This window comes from Amycolatopsis sp. NPDC051903 (assembly GCF_044452505.1).
In the GTDB taxonomy this organism is placed as follows: domain Bacteria; phylum Actinomycetota; class Actinomycetes; order Mycobacteriales; family Pseudonocardiaceae; genus Amycolatopsis.
Genome location: NZ_JBITBT010000019.1, coordinates 149762 through 168181, shown reverse-complemented (window position 1 = coordinate 168181; position 18420 = coordinate 149762). Strand labels below are relative to the sequence as shown.

At 68.6% G+C, this 18420-nt stretch carries 23 protein-coding genes and 3 pseudogenes; 11 read left to right on the top strand and 15 right to left on the bottom strand.

Annotation, left to right across the window (positions count from 1 at the left end):
* Positions 1-9: 9 nt before the first annotated feature.
* Complete coding sequence (locus ACIA77_RS31935; RefSeq protein ID WP_395889722.1) at positions 10-150, bottom strand: hypothetical protein; 141 nt, start codon at positions 148-150, stop codon at positions 10-12.
* Between the two features lie 24 nt (positions 151-174).
* Between ACIA77_RS31935 and ACIA77_RS31930 the strand changes: the two genes are divergently transcribed.
* On the top strand, positions 175-330 hold the full coding sequence (locus tag ACIA77_RS31930) for a hypothetical protein (RefSeq protein WP_395889721.1): 156 nt from the start codon (positions 175-177) through the stop codon (positions 328-330).
* Positions 331-1000: 670 nt separating this feature from the next.
* Here ACIA77_RS31930 and ACIA77_RS31925 read toward each other — a convergent pair.
* The 3 genes from ACIA77_RS31925 to ACIA77_RS31915 form a co-directional block, all read right to left on the bottom strand.
* A complete protein-coding gene (locus tag ACIA77_RS31925) occupies positions 1001-1150 on the bottom strand; it encodes a hypothetical protein (protein ID WP_395889720.1) in 150 nt (49 codons plus the stop codon).
* A 112-nt stretch (positions 1151-1262) separates the two neighbouring features.
* Positions 1263-1628 (bottom strand): hypothetical protein, encoded by a 366-nt coding sequence (locus ACIA77_RS31920; protein WP_395889719.1) that lies wholly within the window; start codon positions 1626-1628, stop codon positions 1263-1265.
* Positions 1629-1693: 65 nt separating this feature from the next.
* On the bottom strand, positions 1694-2458 hold the full coding sequence (locus ACIA77_RS31915; RefSeq protein WP_395889718.1) for a recombinase family protein: 765 nt from the start codon (positions 2456-2458) through the stop codon (positions 1694-1696).
* A gap of 611 nt (positions 2459-3069) precedes the next feature.
* Between ACIA77_RS31915 and ACIA77_RS31910 the strand changes: the two genes are divergently transcribed.
* The 3 genes from ACIA77_RS31910 to ACIA77_RS31900 all read left to right on the top strand — a co-directional run bounded on the left by ACIA77_RS31910 (position 3070) and on the right by ACIA77_RS31900 (position 4545).
* The gene (locus tag ACIA77_RS31910; protein ID WP_395889717.1) at positions 3070-3681 is read left to right on the top strand and encodes a hypothetical protein; all 612 of its coding nucleotides are present in this window, start codon (positions 3070-3072) and stop codon (positions 3679-3681) included.
* A gap of 166 nt (positions 3682-3847) precedes the next feature.
* Positions 3848-4279, top strand: a complete 432-nt coding sequence (locus ACIA77_RS31905; protein ID WP_395889716.1) for a hypothetical protein — start codon at positions 3848-3850, stop codon at positions 4277-4279.
* A complete protein-coding gene (locus tag ACIA77_RS31900; RefSeq protein WP_395889715.1) occupies positions 4276-4545 on the top strand; it encodes a hypothetical protein in 270 nt (89 codons plus the stop codon). Before ACIA77_RS31905 ends, ACIA77_RS31900 begins: the two co-directional genes overlap by 4 nt.
* Positions 4546-4733: 188 nt before the next feature.
* Here the strand turns inward: ACIA77_RS31900 and ACIA77_RS31895 are convergent, their stop codons facing one another.
* The gene (locus ACIA77_RS31895; protein WP_395889714.1) at positions 4734-5216 is read right to left on the bottom strand and encodes a hypothetical protein; all 483 of its coding nucleotides are present in this window, start codon (positions 5214-5216) and stop codon (positions 4734-4736) included.
* Positions 5217-5364: 148 nt separating this feature from the next.
* Between ACIA77_RS31895 and ACIA77_RS31890 the strand changes: the two genes are divergently transcribed.
* Entirely contained in the window at positions 5365-5673 is a 309-nt protein-coding gene (locus ACIA77_RS31890) for a hypothetical protein (protein WP_395889713.1), read from the top strand.
* Between the two features lie 264 nt (positions 5674-5937).
* Here the strand turns inward: ACIA77_RS31890 and ACIA77_RS31885 are convergent, their stop codons facing one another.
* Positions 5938-6168 carry a hypothetical protein gene (locus ACIA77_RS31885; RefSeq protein ID WP_395889712.1) on the bottom strand — a complete coding sequence of 77 codons (231 nt, stop codon included), beginning with the start codon at positions 6166-6168 and terminating at the stop codon, positions 5938-5940.
* A gap of 29 nt (positions 6169-6197) precedes the next feature.
* Positions 6198-7445: an MFS transporter gene (locus ACIA77_RS31880; RefSeq protein ID WP_395889711.1), complete on the bottom strand. Its 1248-nt coding sequence runs from the start codon at positions 7443-7445 to the stop codon at positions 6198-6200.
* Positions 7446-7737: 292 nt separating this feature from the next.
* Here ACIA77_RS31880 and ACIA77_RS31875 point away from each other — a divergent pair, with 292 nt between their 5' ends.
* The gene (locus tag ACIA77_RS31875; protein ID WP_395889710.1) at positions 7738-8727 is read left to right on the top strand and encodes a LysR family transcriptional regulator; all 990 of its coding nucleotides are present in this window, start codon (positions 7738-7740) and stop codon (positions 8725-8727) included.
* A 57-nt stretch (positions 8728-8784) separates the two neighbouring features.
* Positions 8785-9048 (top strand): annotated as a pseudogene (locus ACIA77_RS31870) (DUF4326 domain-containing protein); the annotation flags it as partial.
* A 368-nt stretch (positions 9049-9416) separates the two neighbouring features.
* Here the strand turns inward: ACIA77_RS31870 and ACIA77_RS31865 are convergent.
* Positions 9417-9491, bottom strand: coding sequence for a hypothetical protein (locus ACIA77_RS31865; RefSeq protein ID WP_395889730.1), 75 nt, complete (start codon positions 9489-9491; stop codon positions 9417-9419).
* 6 nt (positions 9492-9497) lie between these two features.
* Between ACIA77_RS31865 and ACIA77_RS31860 the strand changes: the two genes are divergently transcribed.
* A complete protein-coding gene (locus ACIA77_RS31860) occupies positions 9498-9857 on the top strand; it encodes a hypothetical protein (protein WP_395889731.1) in 360 nt (119 codons plus the stop codon).
* Between the two features lie 594 nt (positions 9858-10451).
* Positions 10452-10850, top strand: coding sequence for a hypothetical protein (locus ACIA77_RS31855; protein WP_395889709.1), 399 nt, complete (start codon positions 10452-10454; stop codon positions 10848-10850).
* Here ACIA77_RS31855 and ACIA77_RS31850 read toward each other — a convergent pair.
* Positions 10847-11813: pseudogene (locus tag ACIA77_RS31850) on the bottom strand (IS481 family transposase). The gene ACIA77_RS31855 and the pseudogene ACIA77_RS31850 overlap by 4 nt on opposite strands.
* A 158-nt stretch (positions 11814-11971) precedes the next feature.
* On the opposite strand from ACIA77_RS31850, the pseudogene ACIA77_RS31845 reads away from it, so the two are divergent.
* Positions 11972-12121: pseudogene (locus ACIA77_RS31845) on the top strand (transposase); the annotation flags it as partial.
* On the opposite strand, the gene ACIA77_RS31840 reads toward ACIA77_RS31845, so the two are convergent.
* From ACIA77_RS31840 to ACIA77_RS31830, 3 genes are all read right to left on the bottom strand, one after another.
* Positions 12075-12488, bottom strand: coding sequence for a DUF6454 family protein (locus tag ACIA77_RS31840; RefSeq protein ID WP_395889708.1), 414 nt, complete (start codon positions 12486-12488; stop codon positions 12075-12077). The pseudogene ACIA77_RS31845 and the gene ACIA77_RS31840 overlap by 47 nt on opposite strands.
* Before the next feature lie 329 nt (positions 12489-12817).
* Positions 12818-13174, bottom strand: a complete 357-nt coding sequence (locus tag ACIA77_RS31835) for a TSUP family transporter (protein ID WP_395889707.1) — start codon at positions 13172-13174, stop codon at positions 12818-12820.
* 91 nt (positions 13175-13265) lie between these two features.
* Positions 13266-14630 (bottom strand): rhodanese-like domain-containing protein, encoded by a 1365-nt coding sequence (locus ACIA77_RS31830; RefSeq protein ID WP_395889706.1) that lies wholly within the window; start codon positions 14628-14630, stop codon positions 13266-13268.
* Positions 14631-14869: 239 nt separating this feature from the next.
* Here ACIA77_RS31830 and ACIA77_RS31825 point away from each other — a divergent pair, with 239 nt between their 5' ends.
* The gene (locus tag ACIA77_RS31825) at positions 14870-15028 is read left to right on the top strand and encodes a hypothetical protein (protein ID WP_395889705.1); all 159 of its coding nucleotides are present in this window, start codon (positions 14870-14872) and stop codon (positions 15026-15028) included.
* Between the two features lie 1019 nt (positions 15029-16047).
* Here ACIA77_RS31825 and ACIA77_RS31820 read toward each other — a convergent pair.
* The 3 genes from ACIA77_RS31820 to ACIA77_RS31810 form a co-directional block, all read right to left on the bottom strand.
* Positions 16048-16311 carry a metal-sensitive transcriptional regulator gene (locus ACIA77_RS31820; protein ID WP_395889704.1) on the bottom strand — a complete coding sequence of 88 codons (264 nt, stop codon included), beginning with the start codon at positions 16309-16311 and terminating at the stop codon, positions 16048-16050.
* A 366-nt stretch (positions 16312-16677) separates the two neighbouring features.
* Positions 16678-18159 (bottom strand): multicopper oxidase family protein, encoded by a 1482-nt coding sequence (locus ACIA77_RS31815; protein WP_395889703.1) that lies wholly within the window; start codon positions 18157-18159, stop codon positions 16678-16680.
* Positions 18156-18395: an SHOCT domain-containing protein gene (locus ACIA77_RS31810; RefSeq protein ID WP_395889702.1), complete on the bottom strand. Its 240-nt coding sequence runs from the start codon at positions 18393-18395 to the stop codon at positions 18156-18158. Before ACIA77_RS31810 ends, ACIA77_RS31815 begins: the two co-directional genes overlap by 4 nt.
* Between the last annotated feature and the right edge of the window lie 25 nt (positions 18396-18420).

The window sequence follows — 18420 nt, the reverse complement described above, 5'->3', positions numbered from 1 at the left end:
ACGATCTCTTCAGTCGTCGCGTTCGTGCCGGGAGGGGGTGGCGGCGCGGTGGGTGTAGTAGGCGGCTCGGGAGACCTTGAGCAGTTCGCAGGCGCATTTGACGTTCCCGCTGCCGGCGTTCTCCGCCTCGATGAACGGGTACACGTTCACCGGGTCTCCATACGGCGACCGACGATGCCACGCGGGCTGATGATCACCAGCCTTTCCTTCGACCGGATCCACCACCCCTACGACGGAGGCGCCGACGTCCTGCTGCCCACAATTGTCGACCGCGACGTGGTGAAACACCGGCACACCGACTGGCTCTCCAGTCATCCCTCCGGCCTGTGAGCGCCTGGGAGCACGCGCACCGCACGGGTCACGATGTGTAAACAAAAGACAATCCACCTCGGCTAACACGGCGCGGTTGTGTCGCTGCCGCGCGGTGAACGCGGCGGAATCAGGCGTCCGGACAGCAGCACCGGCTCGAGCTCGAGCGGGGTGTCGCCGACCCGGAAGGCGAAACTCGGGTATAGGTCCGCCTGCTCAGCCAGGACCGCGAGATCGCTCTACGGGCGAGTCGGGGCCAAAGCGTCACGTCAACGAGCGTGGCGTCGAATCGTCACGCCGCCGCCAATCGCACCTATGCCGTCGCGAAAGTGACCGGCCGGACGGCGATCTGAACGCACGAGATGACAGGCGGCAAGCCCTGCACCGTCAACTACCACAGACAACCCCAGCCGGCTGCGAGGCCGGCATAAACCCCTGGGCGACGGCTGGACAGTCAGGGACGCACTGTCCTCGCCCCCGACACCCGGCGCAGCTTTTCGTCCCTGAAGGCAGCGGGTCAGCGGATCGAAGGGTTGACCGGGTCCGAGCACGGATGATTGCGTACTTCGTCGGCAACAACCCGCCGGAGTACGGCACGCCCGTTAATTTCTCTCGGCCGTCTTCGTGAGCGAATGTGACCGATGATCAGCACCCCGTCGGCGCCCGAGCTCGACGCCGGCCGCCTCACTGATCAAAGCAGGGAGCCGACCGGCGGCGTCAGGTAGTGGACGAGGATGCAATCGGCCTGGCCGTACCGTACGAATGCGGGCTCCTGTGCATGACGGGCAAGGTCACGCTCGGCGCAGGAGTGCAGGGTCAGCAGGTCGTCGAGTCTTGGCATCAGTAGTTCCTCCACCAGGTTAGGCCGCGACGACCGGCAGCGAGCTGAACCCGCGCAGCGTCGTCGTGGCCGGGCCATTCCGGCTCACCGCCGAGCCGGCTGGGTGTGTTCACTAGAGACAACGCAACCAAACGACGTGTCTTCCGCCGAAGGCGTCGTCACCGGGTTCCACGGTCACAACACCCAGCTTCACGTGGACCTTCGCCGTCGTGTCCCTGCCTATGCAGGTGGGGAGATCGGCACCTAGGTGCCATGCGTTGTCACGGCCGGCCCAAGCGGCACCGGCGACGATGTACCCCTCGCCTGGTCGCGCAGAACCGTCGGTGAACCCGATGGCGGTTCCGGCGGCATTGGGACTTGCCCACCCCTCGAAAATCTCCGGGCTCGCCGTGTGCCGCTTGGCGATCGACCATGCCCCGAAAGCACCCGCCGCGACAACGGCCACCGCGACCGGCGCGATCAGTCTTTTGACGTCCACGGACCACTTCATAACACTTCGCGGCAGGGCTCGTGGTCGATTCGTCGCACCGATCGCTGAGATGGTCATCCAGTCGCCGCGGTGGGTGCCACAGCGAGCCGAAGACCGGACCGACACTCGCCGAATGGGGCGAGTGCCGAGGACCGGCGTACGACGGCTACAGGCTCACGTATTCGCGGATCTTGCCGCGGACGTGGGGGCGGTGGTCGCCGAGCGCGATGCCCAGTGTCGGGCGTTGCTTGGCGATCTGCAGCTCGGTCAGCGGCTTGGTGACCGGGGCGTCGGCGTAGCCGCGGTCGTCGGTGTCCCACTTCGCCAGGTCCGCCTCGACGCCGCGGATGCGGGCGACGATGCCGTCGACGACGTAGACGATCGCCTTCAGCCGCGGCCGGCGGGCCGGGGCGATCGGGAACCACTTGCGGTCGGCCTCCAGCTGCACCTTCTCGCCGGCGCCGGTCTCGCGGTAGCGGCGGCTGGTGTCGGCGTCGATCCTGCGGGTGCGGGTGTTGCGGTAGACGACCAGCGCGCAGTCGCCGCCGTCGGTGCAGGCGTGCAGCTGCCGGTAGAGGGATGGTGCGCCCGACGCGGAAGGTCTCGGCGATCTCCTCGACGGTGTGCTCCCCCGCGTCATACATGCGTTGCGCCTGGTCCAGCTGCCGCTGGGTCAGCGCGGGGGGCCGGCCACCGACGCGGCCGCGAGCCCGGGCGGCAGCCAAACCGTCCATCGTGCGCTCGACGATCATCTCCCGGTCGTACTCGGCGAGTGCGGCGAGGAAATGGAACACCAGCCACCCGCCCGGGGTCGAGGTGTCGATGCCCTGCTCCAGCACGATGAAGTCGACCTCGTGCTCACCGAACCAGCGAACCAGCTCGAGCAGATGCTGCTAGCACCGGCCGATGCGCTTGAGCCGGGTCACCACGACCTTCGTCACCGGCGCGGAGCTTGCCCAGCATCAGGTCCCGCTTCGGGCGCGAGGACAGCTACCCGGAGACCTTCTCGATGAACATGTACTCCTCGGCCGCGGCGAGCGCGTCGATCTGGCGATCGGTGCTCTGGTCGCGGGTGGACACCCGGGCCTACCCGAACCGCATGCGATGAGTCTCCAAACTCCCCGACGACCCTTAGGAGAACGTTGATTTCAATACACGAAATTGGGACCCATGCGACCTGGCGGCCCCCGCGCCGTGCACATGGGTTTCGAAAACGATCGTTTGAGAGAACCATGCAAGGCGGTCGGACACCACGCCGTCCTGCAGGCGTCGCAGGAAACAGCTGTCTCACCCGATCTCTATCGGCAGAAGGGATCGCCCGAAGGAGCGGTGAGGCGGCATGCGTACGAGGGAATGGTCGTACTGATCACCGCCTGACCGGCAGGAGAAGCCTCAACCCCCTCCGCGGCGGTCGGGCCTTCTCCAGTACGTTTGGCCAAGGGGTCACGACATGTCCAACCGTTTCTTTCTGACCGCCGCCACGGCGGTTGCTGCGTTCGGCCTGACCGCATGCGGCACCCACGCGTCGCCTGCCGCCTCGGGCCACGTGCACACCGAGATCGTGCCCATCACACCGCCGGAGGCCGCACCGGCGCCTGGGGCGGCGGCCACCTACCTGGCGAAGAAGATCGGGGAACGAGCCGGAATCAGCAACAGGGACGGCAGCAAAGCGGTCGACTTCTGGATCACGAAGATCAGCGTCGACCCGAAGTGTGACCCCAACAGCCGGCGCGCGGCGGGCGGCAGGCACACGGTCGTCCTGGACGTCACCGTGAAGACCTACATCGACAAGGTTGCGGGGCGGGGCTTGAGCCCGTTCAGGGTCCTGCCCGGCACGATCAATCCGTTCTCGTTATCGACCACCGGCACTGCCGGGACGAGACTGATCGAGACGGACAGGTGCGTGACGACGCTGAAAAAGCTGCCGTCGACGTACGTGCCTGGCCACGCCTACACGGGGCAGATCGCGTTCGCCACGCCGTACAAGAGCGGCAAGGTCCAGGTGACCCAGAGCTCCGGTTACTTCCAGAACGGCACCCTCGGGTGGGAGTGGTCGTACTGATCACCCGCCTGGCCGGCAGGGACGGGCGGGGGCGGAGTGCAACATCGAGCCGTCCGCTGGCGATGTTGATCGATGCCACCCAAGACCAGCATCGGGTGGCGTGGTGACTCACCCACCACCACCCATCACGACGGAGTTGATCAGGATTTTGAGCCACGTCAGGCCCGTGTTCCTCGTGCTCGGCGCCATGGCGCTGCTCGCGCTCACCGCATGCACCTCAGGTACCAGCGGCACCATCGCCGTCCCCAAGCCGTCCCCGGTGATCCTGTCCACCACGGCCGCGCCACCCCAGCAGGCCGCGACGGTGCCCGGTGCGTTCGTGCTCACCGACACCGGCACCGGCATCGGTGGTGCTCAAGCCAGCACCATCGATTGGGGCACCGTAGAGAGTCAGCACACCGCCGACGTCGCGCTCCCCTGGACTGTCACCGTCAACCCCGAACACGGCAGCCACCCCAGCCCAGCCCTCCAAGCCAGCCTCGTTATCGGTGCCGTCGGCACGATCCGCTGCACCGTCACCCGCGACGGCCAAGTACTGGTCACCGACACCGGCACGATCAGCGTGCTGTGCGCGCCGCAGACCCTCGCCGGCCAGTGACGGGCGAGGATCTGGTTGAAGCCCCCGCATTTCCTCGCCGCGTCTCGGGGGCCGTCACGAGACACGAGACCTACGGCTTCTACGTTGACTTCGGTGACGAACAGGAAGGCCTGGTGGTCATCACCATGGTCGTCGACAACGCGCAGACCCCGAATCCTCCCTTCCCCCCAGCCGGGTCCGCCGTCGACGCCGTGCTTCTCGGCTACACCGACATCGACCACCAGCCACGGTTGAGTACGCGGCCACTCGACTTGGAGTCTCACTAACGATCGTTCACGTGACACCCGCCCGTCCCACCGTCTACCGGGCACCTGGGTGAGGCCCTCGACGCCGCACCGGCGACGGTTGCGACGGTCTGCTCGGCGCCACTCGACGCCAGTAGGTCGGAGGAGGCTAGGAGAGAGGAACATCCCTGAGCGACGAAAAGAATCGAAGAACCAGGCCTGATCTTGTATTACCCACAGTCCAAACGCTCATCGCGTTCGTGCTGTGGATCTTGTTCATCGTCAGCCCGAACTGGCGCAACGCAGCCCAGTATCTTGCCGTCTTCGTCACCGTAGGCGCGATCTTGGCTTGGATACGCTACGTGATCGCACGACGGAACCAACCACCTTGATCGGATGATCCAGCCAGCTTTTGCGTGCTCGACACCCGCACGACCTTGACTGCGCTGGCGCTGCCGGCTGCAGCACAACCTAAAGGCCCTGCGTCGTCCGTTTGCCAGGCCGAACCGCCCGAGGCGAGCCGAGCGCGGGTCACGCTCGCCGCGGAGCTGGCCGACCTCGCCGGCCTCGTCGCCCGCGCCCGGCGCCTGCTCGAGCAGGCCGTTGTGACCGCCCGGCTCGGTGGCGCCACCTGGGCTGAGGTCGGCCAGGCCCTCGAGGTGACCCCGCAGACCGAGCAGGAAGGCTTCGGCGACGACGCCACCCGCTTCCACGACGAACTGCTCTCCCCCCGAAAACCCCAACTGCACGGGGGAAATCGGCGAAGTCCGGTACCGCCTGGACCGCGCCGCGCTCGACCCCACAACGGCCGCGGGCGAGCTCGACGACTGGGTCCGCCGCCAGCAGGCTGCCAGCGGCAACATGCCCGAACCGGCGCCGGTGTCGGGCGGGCTGGCCCGCATGGAGCCGCAGGCCGAGCTGCGCTGGATCAGCGACCGCTTCGCCCGCCTGTGGGCCCAGGCCGAAGTCTCCGGCCCCCGCGTGCCGGCGCTGGCCGACTGTCTCGCCCTTGCCGAGCGGAGCGTGGCCTGCTGGGAACAGATCGCCGCCGGTCAGCAGCGCATCAGCCGACCCGTCCGCGACGGCCTTATCATCGCCCGCCGCAACCCCGCCGAACTGCGGGAACAGGCTGCCGGCGCGGCCACCGCGAACTCGGTCGCGACGCGGTGAGCGCCCGCACCCGGCAGGCCCATCAGCTGGGCTGGGCCCTGAAGAACGACCTCGCATTGCTGAACTGTGAGCTGCAATGGTCCGGGCAGCCGCGACGCGGCGCGTTCGGCGGCTGGCGGTTGGAATGGGCCGATGGCCCGAACCCCGACTAGATTCGCGCCGAAGTTGGGCGTCGGGCCGGGCGGTTCCCCGCGGTACCGGTCGCCGGGCTCGGCTACGACCGCAGCCTGTCCGCAATCGCGGCGAGCAGACCCCACAGGGCGGTCAGGGCCGCGACGCTGGCTTGCCGGCCATCGACCAGGCGGACAAGACCCGGGCGACCGAGTCGTCGGGGGCTTGGCTGATCTGGTAGGTGGCCGGCAACGGGTTGAGCACGCCGCAGCAGATGATCAGCCCGAACTCCACAGCTATGACGAGCAGCAGGCCCGCGGCGCCGGGGCGGATGAAGCACAACCCGAGCGACCAGCACGCGCGCGGTGCACCTGCGGTGAGCATCACGTTGTGTTGACCGAATCGCGTACCGGCTACGGCGTGGGGGTCGCACCCACACCGCGCAGCAGCAGAGGAGTGGCCAGCATGGCGACCCCGGCGACCGCCAGCGCGGTGCGCACGCCGGTCGCGGAGGCGAGCAGACCGAACAGCATCGTCAGGGCGGCGATGGACACGTTGCTGGTCACCGACCAGGACGACAGGGTGCGTGCCGCGAGTGCTTTGGGGGTCTGTTCGAGGCGATAGGCGGCGAAGATCGGATTGAAGACACCGCAGCTGGTGACCAGTCCGAACTGCACGGCGATGACGAGCGCGAGACCGAGCACGCCGTGGGGGACGAAGGCGAGGCCGACTATCCAGAACGCGCGCAGCATGCCGGAGGCGATCATGACCCTGTGCCGCCCGAACCTCTCCGCGAGCGGAGCCGCGCTGCGGGCGCCGATCAGTCCGCCGACGCACGGTGCGGCGAAGGCCAAGCTGTACTGCCACGGCGCGAAGCCGAGCTGGCGCAGCATGAGCACGGCTATCAGCGGCTCACCCGCCATGATGAGCCCGTTGCACAGATTCGTGTTGAACAACAACGGTCGCAGCGACGGATGAGACAGGATGTGCCGCCAGCCGTCGAGCAGATCATCCACGCGTATCCCCGGCGTGGCCGGATGGCCGGGGTGCGGTTCACCTCTGCCGATCGCGGAGATGCCCAGCGCGGAGAGCAGATAACTGATCGCGTCGACCGCCGTGGTGACGACCGGGCCGAAGATCCCGATGGCCGCGCCGCCGAGCGGCGGACCGATGATCACCGAGGTCCAGGTGGTTGCCTCGAACCGCCCGGTGGCGACGATCAGATTCTGGTTGGGCACAAGCGTTTTCAGATAGGCGCCGCTGGCCGCGTTGAAAGCGATCTTGGCGGTCGCCACCAGTACCACCACGAGCAACACCTGGGTGTAGGTCAGGACGCCCAGGAGGTAGGCGGCCGGGATGCTCAGCATCGCGACGAAGCGGCCCACGTCCATCGCGATCATCACCGGCCGCTTGCGACGAGCCTCCACCCACGGCGCCAGCGGCACCGCCAGCACCGCCCCTACGGCCAGCCCCGCCGCCGAAAGGCCCGACACCGCTGCTGGTCCCGCGTGCAGCGCGAGTACGGCGACGATCGAAAATGCTCCCAGCCCGAACCCGGACCCGTAGGCGCTGGCCGCATACGCGGCCCACAGCCACCGGAACTCCCGGCCCAGCGCTGGTCCCCGCACGGCCGCCCGCAGCGCACTCGTTCCCCATGCCATGGGAGGTGATCAAAGCGGATGCCGGCCCCGTCGGGCAAACAACCAGCCGACTCGGCTTCACAACCAATCGTTGTCTTGCAAGACCGAAGCGCGAGACAGTGTGGCCGGAGCGAGCGGAGTATCCGGGCATGTCACGGTCTCGTCCGAATACCTCTGAACACTCAAGGTTTTTGGTGGAACATCTGGCCCGCGACCTTTCGATGCGCAGGTGCCGATCCCGCGCCGAAGCTTTGGGGGCCGCACCTTCCACAACCAACCGCTGTGCGCCTGTACCCTGTTCGAGGGAGGTGGAGTGACAGACCTGGATCTGGCGGCCGTACGGGCCTTCGTGACGGCGGTCGACGAAGGGCAGTTCGGATACGCGGCGGCGGTGCTGGGGCTCACGCAGCAGGCCGTGTCCAAGCGCATCGCGAAGCTCGAGGGCCAACTGGGGGTGAGCCTGTTCGACCGGTCATCCTCCGGCAGCGTGGTCAGCACCGCAGGGAAGCGAGTGCTGCCGCATGCGCGGTCGCTGCTGGAGATCACGGCCGATACGGTCGCCGCCGCGCAGCCGGCGGCCCGTCCGCTGCGGATCGCTGTGCAGATCGAGCGAGAGGCGGCGGCGGATTCGGTCCGGTACTACCAGGATCGACACCCGGAAGTGGACATCGAGCTCGTGATCGGCACCGCCTTCCGATCCGGCCGCGACGCCCTGCTGAACGGCCGCGTGGATGCGACATTCGCCCGCCCGCACGGCGGTCCGCGCCGGCTGCCGTCGAGGATCGGCATCGTCCCGGCCCTCTTGGACCCGTGGCACCTCCTGGTCGGTAAGAAGCATCCACTCGCCGGGCGCCGCGCGGTCATCCCCGCCGACATCGTGCCCTACCCGAGTTGGGCGCCCGGCGCGTCAGTGCCCTCGGAATGGTCGGACTACTACCGGGATTGGGCAGAATTCAGCGGAATCACGATACTCACCGGCCGCGAACCGGGCGGCGAGCCCGAACGGGAGGACGACCTGACTCGCGGGTCGTTGCGCAGGTTGGGTGTGCTGGACCGCATCGCCGCCTCGGATTCGCTGTCGATGTTCGCCGCCGCAGGTCTGCATCTGCCGTGGCATCCGCACATCCGCCGCCTGCCGGTCGTGGATCCGACCCCCGCCTATCCGTACGCTCTGCTCTGGTCGACCGCCGATCCCCACCCCGCGCTGGCGGACCTCATCGATCACGTCAGGGAGAACTACAGCGCGGACACCCTGGCGGACTGCTGGATTCCGGAGTCGGATCGCCCGATCTTCCAGCCGTGAGGCACGAGGTCCCCTCGACAGAGCCGTCGAGCTGTCAGTCAGTGGTGTCGCGGCACCCTTTGGGGCAACCCGTTCACCGTCGCTGCGGCGCTGGCCGCCCGGCGAGGCCACCAGCGAAGGCGAGGCGCGGGCGTTGTGCCGGTGGTGGACCACCAAGGCAGTTCCCGACCGGCCAGACGTGCTGGGATCCGGCCGCCGCACCTTCGATCGGCGGCGGGTTCGCGCGCACTTCGCGAACTACAGGGCCGTGTCCTGTGCTGCCCGTGCCCGGCAGGGTCGCCGTGCCATGCCGACGTACTCGGCGAGCTTGCTGAGTTGTGAGCGTAACGCGCGGGCACTACCTGATCGACGTTCCTCCTGCCACCACTCAGCCGCGCTCGAGCCCCAGGCACCGAACGGTGGAGAGGATTTCAATCCATCGGTCACCTTGGGCACCGAGAATTGCTCAGTGTTCGGCCGGCGGGAGAGATGCGATGGTCACCGACGCCGGTGGTATGCCAGGGAGCCCACCCGGTAGGTGACGGGCGGTCGAGCGGGTTGATCCCGGCTTCGATTCTGTCGTTCGCCCGCTGAGTATGAGCAGCGCGACGACAGCCACCGCGAGGGTGGCCATCACGACCACGCCTGTCAGTGCAGTTCGCTTGCGCACAGCCATTGTTCTCGGTGATTGTTGGCGTCAGGGAAGCCGGCTATCCGGAACCGGGGAGCGCTGCCAAGAGCCGCCGGCACGCCTCCTCACACCGCCGGCACGCCTCCGCGCAGATGCGGCAATGTTCGTGGTGCGCAGCGTGCAGCTCGCACTCCTCGGCGCAGGCAATGCAAGCGGCAAGGCAGGCCTCGACGGTCGCACGGGTGACGGTCAGGTCAACAGCTGTGCGACGCGACAGGACGGTTGCGGTGGCGGCACACACGTCAGAACAATCGAGATCGGTGCGCATGCATTTGATCATGGAGACGATGTCAGGTTCCGCCATGCAAGCATCGGCACACGCAGCGCAAGCTTGGAAGCAGGCGAGGCATTCTTCGACGCACTCGATCAGCGCGTCGTGGTAGACCGGTCGGGAACTCGGGTGGGCATCGGCCATCCGTTTGACAACCAGGGGCATGATGCGATCCGTCCGTCGTCTTGAGCTGGGTTCGGTATGTAGCAGCGAAACTAACTCGCAGGAACACTGCGGCGCCAGAGCCTGCCGGTCTTACCGATCAAGCCTAACGAGGCACTTCAAGCCTAACGAGGCACTGTGACTGAGCGCCTCAGGCAGCTCGGCACGCCGTTCGGTGGTGAGCGCGCGACGCACGAAGCCCGCGATCGTGGCGACGAAGAACGACGCGTCCTCGCCGGTGACCATGTACCTGGCCCCCGTCGTGAAGTCGCCGCTGCATTCGGCCGCGATCCCTCGCGCGGGCATCTCCGATGAACGCGGGCTGCCTGCTCACGCAGCAGTACAACGCCGGCATCGGCTGTGGGAAGGTAGGCCGCGCCGCCGGGCGCGGTTGCTCCACTCGGACGTCGACGACCGTGGCCGGGGAGAGCGCGGTCGGCGGTACGAAACTGTCGTACCCGCGTGTGATCGTTGGGTGGCACCCGCTTTGCTGTGGAGGACACCCGACGATGCCCACCGCTCGACCGACTCCGGAGCAGGATGCCGCGGTGGCGGCGTTCCGCCGCGGCGATCACCTGCCCCTGCAGGCCGGCGCCGGCCCGGAAGACGACCACGCTGACCATGCTCGGCGACGCCACCCGCCGCCAGGGCCGGTACCTGGCGTTCAACAAGGCGATCGCGCAGGAGGCTGGCCGCAAGTTCGGCCGCAACGTGCAGTGCTCCACCGCGCACGCCCTGGCCTACCGCGCGGGCGGGCACGTCTTCGCCGAGCGAATGGACCAGCCACGGGCGGCCATCGCGAGACTCGCGAAGCTGACGGGCATCACGATGGACGTGACGATCGGCGAGCGGGAGCTGAAGTCCTCCACGCTGTGCTACCTGCGTAAGGAAACGGTGCTGCGCGACTGTTACTCCGCCGACGAGGGCATCACCCGCGAGCACGTGCCCTGGCCCCGCGGCATCGCCGACGAGCACCAGCACGATCAGCTCGCCGAGCCACTAGTTGTATTGGGCCATTAGGTTGGTGGCAGTCGGCTGGTGGGTGGGTGGCCTCCGAGTGCGCTGTGGCGGCGTTGAGTGTTGTAGTGCTCGAGCCAGGGGTCAAGGGCTGCTGTGCGTTCGGTGTTGCTGGTGAAGACCTGCCGGTAGGCCCATTCGGTGTGCAGGGTGCGGTTGAGGCGCTCGACTTTCCCGTTTTGCCAGGGGCAGTGGGGTTTGATGAACTTCTGCCGGATGCCGTGCTCGGCGCAGACCTGGCGCAACGACCAGCGGTAGGCCCAGGCGTTGTCGGTCATCAGTCGTTCGATCCGGGTGATGCCGTGGCCGGCGAAATAGGCGATTGCCCGGGTGAGGAACGCGGCGCAGGTCGGGCCTTTCTCGTCGGGGAGGATCTCGGAGTAGGCCAGCCGGGAGTGGTCATCGACCAGGGAGTGGACGTAGTCGAACCCGACCTTGACGCTGCGGTCACGGGTGGCTTCCTGCTGGGCCCGGCCGTTGGCTCGCCAGCCTCCGCCGTCGGGGGATGCGGCCGATCTTCTTGACGTCCATGTGAACCAGCTCGCCTGGCTGCTCCCGCTCATAGCGCACGGCGGTGGTGTTGCTGGCCCGGATCACCAGTCCGGTGATCGGGTCCGGCGCGGCCAGCCGCGGGATCCGGTGGCGGGCCCGCACCCGTGAGACGGTCCGTGTCGGGTCACCGAGTTCGTGGCCCAGCCAGGCCGGGCCGCGGCGTTCACGCTGCCGCAAGGCGATGATCCGCTGTTCAAGCTCGCGGGTGGTGTGCCGCGGTGAGGTGTGCGGCCGTGAGGACCGGTCCCTCAGCCCGGGTTCACCCTCGGTGGCGTAGCGCTCCAGCCAGGTCTTCACGCATTTACGAGAGATGCCCATCGCGGCGGCGATGTGGGCCAGCGGCCATCCCGCCCGGTGACGTTCAACGATCAGCAACCTGCCCAGGAACGTGGTCCGGGCATTACGGTGAGACACGAGAGCCTCCAGGTTCGAGGTGGGTCCTAGACAAGCCGCACCTCAACCCGGAGGCTCTCCCCACGTCAACCCGTACTTCCCGCTACCAATGTCCTGGCCAAATACACCTAGAGCGTGTCCTGTAAGTGGTTGAACCGGGTGTCTGGTAGTTGTGCCGGGTGGTTGGTCGCGGTGAGCTGACGGACAGGGCGTGGTCGGTGATCGACCCGTCGCTGCCGCCGCAGCAGGGCGATGGCCGGCGGCGGCGTGATCACCACCAGGTCATCGACGCGATCTTGTGGAAGCTGCGCACCAGCGCTCCCAGGCGTGACCTGCCCGACCGCTACGGCCCCTGGAAAATCGCGCATGAACGGTTGCGGGTGTGGACCGGCCGTCGAAGTCGATTCCGCCGGGAAGGTACGTGTCACCCTCGCCGAGGACGATGTCCTTCAGCAGCTTTCCCTGGCGGTCGATCACGAACAGGTGGCCGATCCCCCTGCCGGGCGTGCGGTCGTAGCCGTCCTGCGGCGTCGGGTACATCTTCGTGGGCTCGATGATCTGCGTGGACGACAGGAACATCCGGTCGCCGACCACGGCCAGCCCTTCGGGGTGGTAGGTCGGGAACTTGAGGTCCGGGGTGTTCGTCAGGTTCCACGCGCTGGTGCGATCGACCGCGGTGAAATCGTTCGCCAGCACCCCACTGCGCGTCGCGGCCCGAGCACCGGATCCGTTCGCGGCGCCGCTCTCTGGCGCCGGCCGTGTGGGCCGTCACCAGAGAGCCGGACGGTCTCTGCGGGGAGCCGGTCTTCCCGGCCGGCAACGACACCCACAGCGCGACGCCGGCGAACACCAAAGCGACGCCGAAGGGCAGATCCGGCACCGCGGCGGCGTGCGCAGCCAGCCCGCCCAGCGCGGTGAGCACGATGACCACCAGCGACGTCACGACCGCCTCAGGCGCGGTCAGCCCGAGCAGCATGGTCAGCGCCGGAACGATGACGAACCCGCCGCCACCCCGAACAGTCCGGTCAGCACGCCCACCAGAGCCCCGACGGCAAGCGCCCTGGGCACGCAACTGCGCCAGTACACCCGCCCGCACTCGTCCGGCAGGCCCCGTCCCGCTCGGGGGCGGCAGTCAGCATTCGGACGGCGATCACCGCCATCAAGGCGGCGAAGGCGAGCAGCAGCCACCGGTCCGGCAGCAGCTTCCCCAGCGCGGTGCCGCCGAACGCGGCCGGGACGCTCGCCGCCGCGAACACCAGGGCCACGGGCCAGCGGATCACCTTCGACCGCCACCGCGCGACCAGCCCCCCGGCCGCGGACACGGCGACGACCAGCAACGACGTCGGGATCGCCGCGTCGAGCGGCAGTCCGACGCCGTACACCAGCGCGGGAATGGCGAGGATCGATCCCCGGCACCCAGCAGTCCCAGCGCCGCACCGATGACCAGGCCGAAGGCCACGGTCAGCAGGAACATCACGGCCCGCTCGAGACCAGGGGCAGGCCGGCTCGCGCGACCCGGTCGAACTCGTCGTCGACCGCGACGATCTTGCGCCCGGCCGCGGCGAGGACCGAGGCCGCGATCGAGGCGCGGTAGCCGGCCTGGCAGTGCACCCAGATTTCGCCGGACGGCACCTCGCCGAGCCGATCCAGGAGCTCGTGGAGCGGGATGTGGACGGCGCCGTCGATGTGGTTCTGCGCCCATTCCTGGTTGCGGCGGACGTCGAGGACGGTGACCGGCCGGTGGTGGCGGACCATCGCCAGCTCGCCGAAGTCCGCTCGCGGGAACGATCCGAGCGGCTTGTCGCCCGTCCACGCGTCGGGAGTGCCGGTGGCCGCGGACTCGACGCGGTCGATGCCGATGCGGACCAGTTCGCGCTGGGCCTCGGCGATCTGTTCGCGCGTGTCGCCGAGCAGCGACAGGGGCGTGCCCCACGGAATGAGCCAGCCCAGGTAAGTGGCAAAGCTGCCTTCGGCCTCGAAGTTCAGCGTGCCCGCCACGTGGCCCGCTGCGAACGCGATCCGCGAACGCAGGTCCACGACCCATTCGCCCTTCTCGATGCGCCTGCGCAGTTCGGCCGGTTCGGCCGCCTCCGGTGGGGTCAGATCGGGAGCGTCCGGTCCGGCGGTGTTGGCCGGCCCCATGTGCGCGTAGTAGGCCGGGTAGGCGTCCAACCCGGCGAGCAACTCGTCGACGTAGGCTCGCTCGTCGCGGGTCAACACCGGGTTGAGCTGCTTTTCACGGCCGATGGTCGACCGCTCGGCATCGGACTGGGTGGCCGAGCAGAAGCTGCCGAAGCCGTGGGTCGGGTAGATCTCGGCGTCGTCGGGCAGTACCTCGGCCAGCCGGTGGGCGGATGCGTACTGCCGCTTGACCAGTTCACCGGTGTGTGCCGGACCGAGCAGGTCGGGCCGGCCGGTCGAGCCGTAGAGCAGCGACCCGCCGGTGAACACCGCCGGAACCCGTCCCGGCGCCTCCAGTACGTAGGACAGGTGGGTGAACGTGTGGCCGGGAGTGGCCAGCGCCCGCACTCGCATCGACGTGCCCACTTCGACCACGTCACCGTCGTCGATCGGGGTGCGTTCGAACAACAGCGGGTCGGCAGCGTTGACGTGGTAGTCCGCGCCGGTTGCCCGGGCGAGGGCGAGGCCGCCGGTCACGTAGTCGTTGTGGATGTGGGTCTCGAACACGTCGGTGATCCGCCATCCCCGCTCCCGCGCCAGGTCCAGGACACGGTCGATGTCGCGTTGCGGGTCCATGACGAAGGCCGTCGCGCCCTCACCGACGAGGTAGGTGCGATCACCCAAGGTCGGGGTGTCGATCGCGATGATCTCGATCATGATTCCTCTCCCATACCCTAGGGGGTATATGAGTGCAGCGTAGCGCGTCCTCGCACTTCGCGCCGGGTACCCCGGGGGGCATACCGCAACCACTCGCCGAACCGTTGCCACGACCAGCATTGCAGCGGTGCGGCGGGCGCGGCAGAGGATTTGGCCCTCGCCGGTAGTCCTTGCTAGCCGTACCCCTGGGGGTATATTTCCCAGCAGGAGCGCGGACCTATGCCATGGAGGAAAAGCCGATGTGCCAACGGATCACCTGCTCGAAGTGCGGAAAGCCGGCCTACCGGGGCTGCGGCAACCACGTCGAGCAGGTCCTCGGTGACGTGCCGGTCGCCCAGCGCTGCTCCTGCGCCGCCGAGCAGCCCGAGCGCATGTCCTGGCGGCCGTTCCGCCGATGACCACCAGGTGCTGACCTGCCCCGGCGACCCACACCGCTCCCCCGCGGAGAACGGCCGCCGACCGCAGCCCCGCACCCAGACGAAGACTCGTTCGGCCTCGGTGCTGTCCGGAACCGATTCGTCCGCGGTGGCACGGAGATCTCGGCGTTGCACTTCACCCACGGTGAAGCGTCGACGCTGCACCGCACGCTAGGCGAACTGGCCGACGCGCGCCGCCGAGCTGGCCGCGGCGAACGGCGTACTCGGCATCTCCGCCACCGAGCTGGTGGCCAGTCCGGACGACGCCTGCCTCGCCGCAAGCGCCGGTGACCGAACGCCGGCCAGCACCGAGAACGCGATGCAGGTGCATCCAACGCAGCTGATCAGCTCCGACCCCGGAGGCGTGACCGGACAACCGGACCACATCCGCGCGACCGAGGCTCTCGGCGCTGCCGCAGCGCTCGACCTGCCGGTTCTCGGCCGGGCGGAGGCGAGCGCACTGAACGACGAGTTCGGTACCACGTTCGCCGGTCGCTGTGCTGACGACGTCGACTGGACGCTGCGCGTCCACCGCGAGCCAGTCCACCGGCAACCTCGGCCGGCACGGGCGGCAGCACCTGCGCGGCGATGTCGAACACCTGAGGCAGCTGACCGGAACCGCCGGAAACGCCGGCCGTGGTCCTGAGGACCAAGCCCGGCTGGGCGAGGCTGAACTTCACCTGCTTCAGTGGCCGGCTACCTCGTGGATGCGGTGGTCCTGCTCGCTGAGCATGGTCATCGGCTGCTGCCCGGCTCCACTCCGACCCGCACCCGGTCGCTGGGGGGGACCCCGCGCGGACGAGTTCCCTGCCGGGACACCGGATCTGCGACTCTTCACCGGCGGGACGCCGGCCCCGGCCCGGCGAGGACGTCCTCGCCGAGCACCTGCAGCGGGCCGGCACATCCTCCGCGCAAAACCGCACATCGTCCTCGGCGGCGCCAGCGGCCGCCCGAAAACTTCGAGGCGCTGCGCCGGTTCCCGCTGCCCCCGGAATGCCTCGCTAAGCCAGCGTCAGGAACAGCTTCTCCAGCTGCTCACGGTTGGCCGCGCCTTCCTCGGAGTCGTCGGACACGCACTGCTCCAACCCGCTGGCGATCAACCGGAAACCGGCCCGGTCCAGGGCACGGGACACCGCGGCGAGCTGGGTGATGACGTCTCGGCAGTCCCGACCGTCGTCGATCATCTGGATCACGCCGCCAACCTGGCCCTGCGCCCGCCGCAGCCGCTTGCGCACCTCCGCGAGCACGTCTTCGTTCAGCTCCACGCCACCCTCCTCTGGTACCCCCCAGGGTACCTGCTCACGACCGCACCGGACCTCGGCGCGCGCCCCGGGTCATGTCGGGTTCCTGCCCCTTGGTGATCAACTCCTCGAGCGCGGCGCTGTGCTCGGCCATCGTCCGCAACGACATCAGCGGGCGGGGCCTGCTGCCGATCCGGCCGGCCGGGCGGCGCGCCCGACCTGAGTGGACCGGCGATCGGCAACGGGAGGCTCCAGCGGGTTTGCGGCGGGCACGGCGAAGGTTCCGGGAAAACCCCGGCGGCGCTCGCCACCGCTCCGGGCCGGCCACCTCGAAGACCACGCACTGCCAACGAGAGTCCCTGATCACCGCTGGTCAGGCGTATCCGCCTGCTAGCCCACGACGCTGGCAGTGGCCATCATGCCGGCGTCTTCGTGGTCGAGAACGTGGCAGTGGTAGACGCTGCGACCGGGGTAATCGGTGAACGCGACGCGCAATCGCACCCAGCCCTCGGCGGGAACCAGAACAACATCCTGTTGAACGGCGAGCGGTGGTGTACCAGTGCTGTCGGCCACGACGTGCACGGGCCAGACGTGCAAGTGGAACGGGTGCACCATCGGGCTGGTGTTCACCACCGTCCACTCTTCGGTGGCGCCCAGAGGGATGGTTTGGTCGTCGCGGCCGGCGTCGAAAGCACGCCCGTCGATGGTGAAGTTCGTCATCCCGCCGGTGCCCACACCGCCCATGCCCATGCCCATGGCGAACGTCAGCCGGCGCGTCCGTGAGATCGGGTCCGCTGGTGCGGCCGGCGCCGGAAGACTGCGCGGAAGCGGAGCTGGTGTTGTTGCGGGCCCCGTGGCGTTCAGAGTCGCGAGGACCGTCCGGCTGCTGGTCACCGGGCCGCGGTCCACCATGGCGCCGGCCATCATGCTGCCCCGTGAAAAGGCTTCGCTGATCAAGGCATACGTGCCGGTCGCGGTGGGCTGGATGAGCAGATCGGCGCGATTGCCCGGTGCCAGGACCACCGATTCCCGCGGCGTGGGGGCGGGCAGGAAGCGGCCGTCAAGCGCCACCTGCGTCAGCCGGTGCCCTTCCAGCCGCAGGGCGAGGACGCGCGAGGTGCAGCCGTTGATGACACGCCACCGTTCCGTCGTGCCCGGGGCTGCCGGGATGACGGGCTGGTACTGGCCGTTGACCAGGACCAGCTCACCTTCGCGGCCCAACACCCGGGTCATCGCGTCCACGGGGACCACGTGGCCGTCGCGGTCCAGCGTGGTGTCCGTGACCAGTAAAACCCTCTCGCGGTGAGCGAGTGCGGGACCGCCCTCGATCAGCAACGCCCCGGCGAGACCGGCGAAAATCTGGTCGGCGACGGTGCCGTGGTGATGCGGGTGGTACCAGAACGTGCCCGTGGGGTGATCGGGCGGAACCCGGATCTCGTAGTCGAAACTCGTACCGGGTTCGATGTGCAGAAACGGGTTGTCGCCATTGTCGCGCGGTGAAACGTGCAAGCCGTGGGTGTGCAGGTTGGTCGGCTGACCCAACTCGTTGACCAGCCGGATCCGCAGCAGCTCCCCCGGACGAACGCGCAGAGTCGGCCCCGGGGATGTGCCGTTGAAGCCCCACCCCAACGTGTCGCGGCCCGCGAGCGGGACTCCCGGCGCGGCGGTCAGCTGTACCGGCAGGACGCCGGCCCGGCTGGTCAGTTCCTCCGGCTCAGTCAGAGGCTGCCCCCGCACCTCAAGCGACGACCCACCGGTGACCTCCTTGCCGCCCAATCCGGTCACCCAGCCGGTGGCCCCGGCAGCGACGCTCGCCGCGCCCAGCCCCAGCAACCCGAGCGCACGACGCCGGCTGATCGACTCCCGGCTCATCGCAGCCCAGCTCTCCGGCGCCGGTACTCCTCCTCGCTGATCTCCCCGCGGGCGAAGCGCCCGTCGAGGATCTTCCGCGCCGCAGCGTCGCCCCCACCATCGGACCGTCCCCGACCAGGGGTACCGATCCTGCCCTGCGCCAGCAACACCCCGAGATACCCGAGGATCACCAGACCGATCGCGATCAGCACAGGCCAGATCCACATCCAGCCCGTCATTCCGGCGAAGCCACCCATCGCCGACACTCCCTCCGTCGATCAG

Bases quoted from the DNA above. Each gene is read 5' to 3' on its own strand.
- ACIA77_RS31925 (WP_395889720.1), bottom strand. From the start codon at position 1,150: ATGCCAAGACTCGACGACCTGCTGACCCTGCACTCCTGCGCCGAGCGT.
- ACIA77_RS31815 (WP_395889703.1), bottom strand. From the start codon at position 18,159: ATGAGCCGGGAGTCGATCAGCCGGCGTCGTGCGCTCGGGTTGCTGGGG.
- ACIA77_RS31885 (WP_395889712.1), bottom strand. From the start codon at position 6,168: ATGCTCACCGCAGGTGCACCGCGCGCGTGCTGGTCGCTCGGGTTGTGC.
- ACIA77_RS31880 (WP_395889711.1), bottom strand. From the start codon at position 7,445: ATGGCATGGGGAACGAGTGCGCTGCGGGCGGCCGTGCGGGGACCAGCG.
- ACIA77_RS31810 (WP_395889702.1), bottom strand. From the start codon at position 18,395: ATGGGTGGCTTCGCCGGAATGACGGGCTGGATGTGGATCTGGCCTGTG.
- ACIA77_RS31930 (WP_395889721.1), top strand. From the start codon at position 175: ATGCCACGCGGGCTGATGATCACCAGCCTTTCCTTCGACCGGATCCAC.
- ACIA77_RS31825 (WP_395889705.1), top strand. From the start codon at position 14,870: ATGTGCCAACGGATCACCTGCTCGAAGTGCGGAAAGCCGGCCTACCGG.
- ACIA77_RS31855 (WP_395889709.1), top strand. From the start codon at position 10,452: ATGCTCGGCGACGCCACCCGCCGCCAGGGCCGGTACCTGGCGTTCAAC.
- ACIA77_RS31830 (WP_395889706.1), bottom strand. From the start codon at position 14,630: ATGATCGAGATCATCGCGATCGACACCCCGACCTTGGGTGATCGCACC.
- ACIA77_RS31890 (WP_395889713.1), top strand. From the start codon at position 5,365: ATGCCCGAACCGGCGCCGGTGTCGGGCGGGCTGGCCCGCATGGAGCCG.
- ACIA77_RS31910 (WP_395889717.1), top strand. From the start codon at position 3,070: ATGTCCAACCGTTTCTTTCTGACCGCCGCCACGGCGGTTGCTGCGTTC.
- ACIA77_RS31860 (WP_395889731.1), top strand. From the start codon at position 9,498: ATGTTCGTGGTGCGCAGCGTGCAGCTCGCACTCCTCGGCGCAGGCAAT.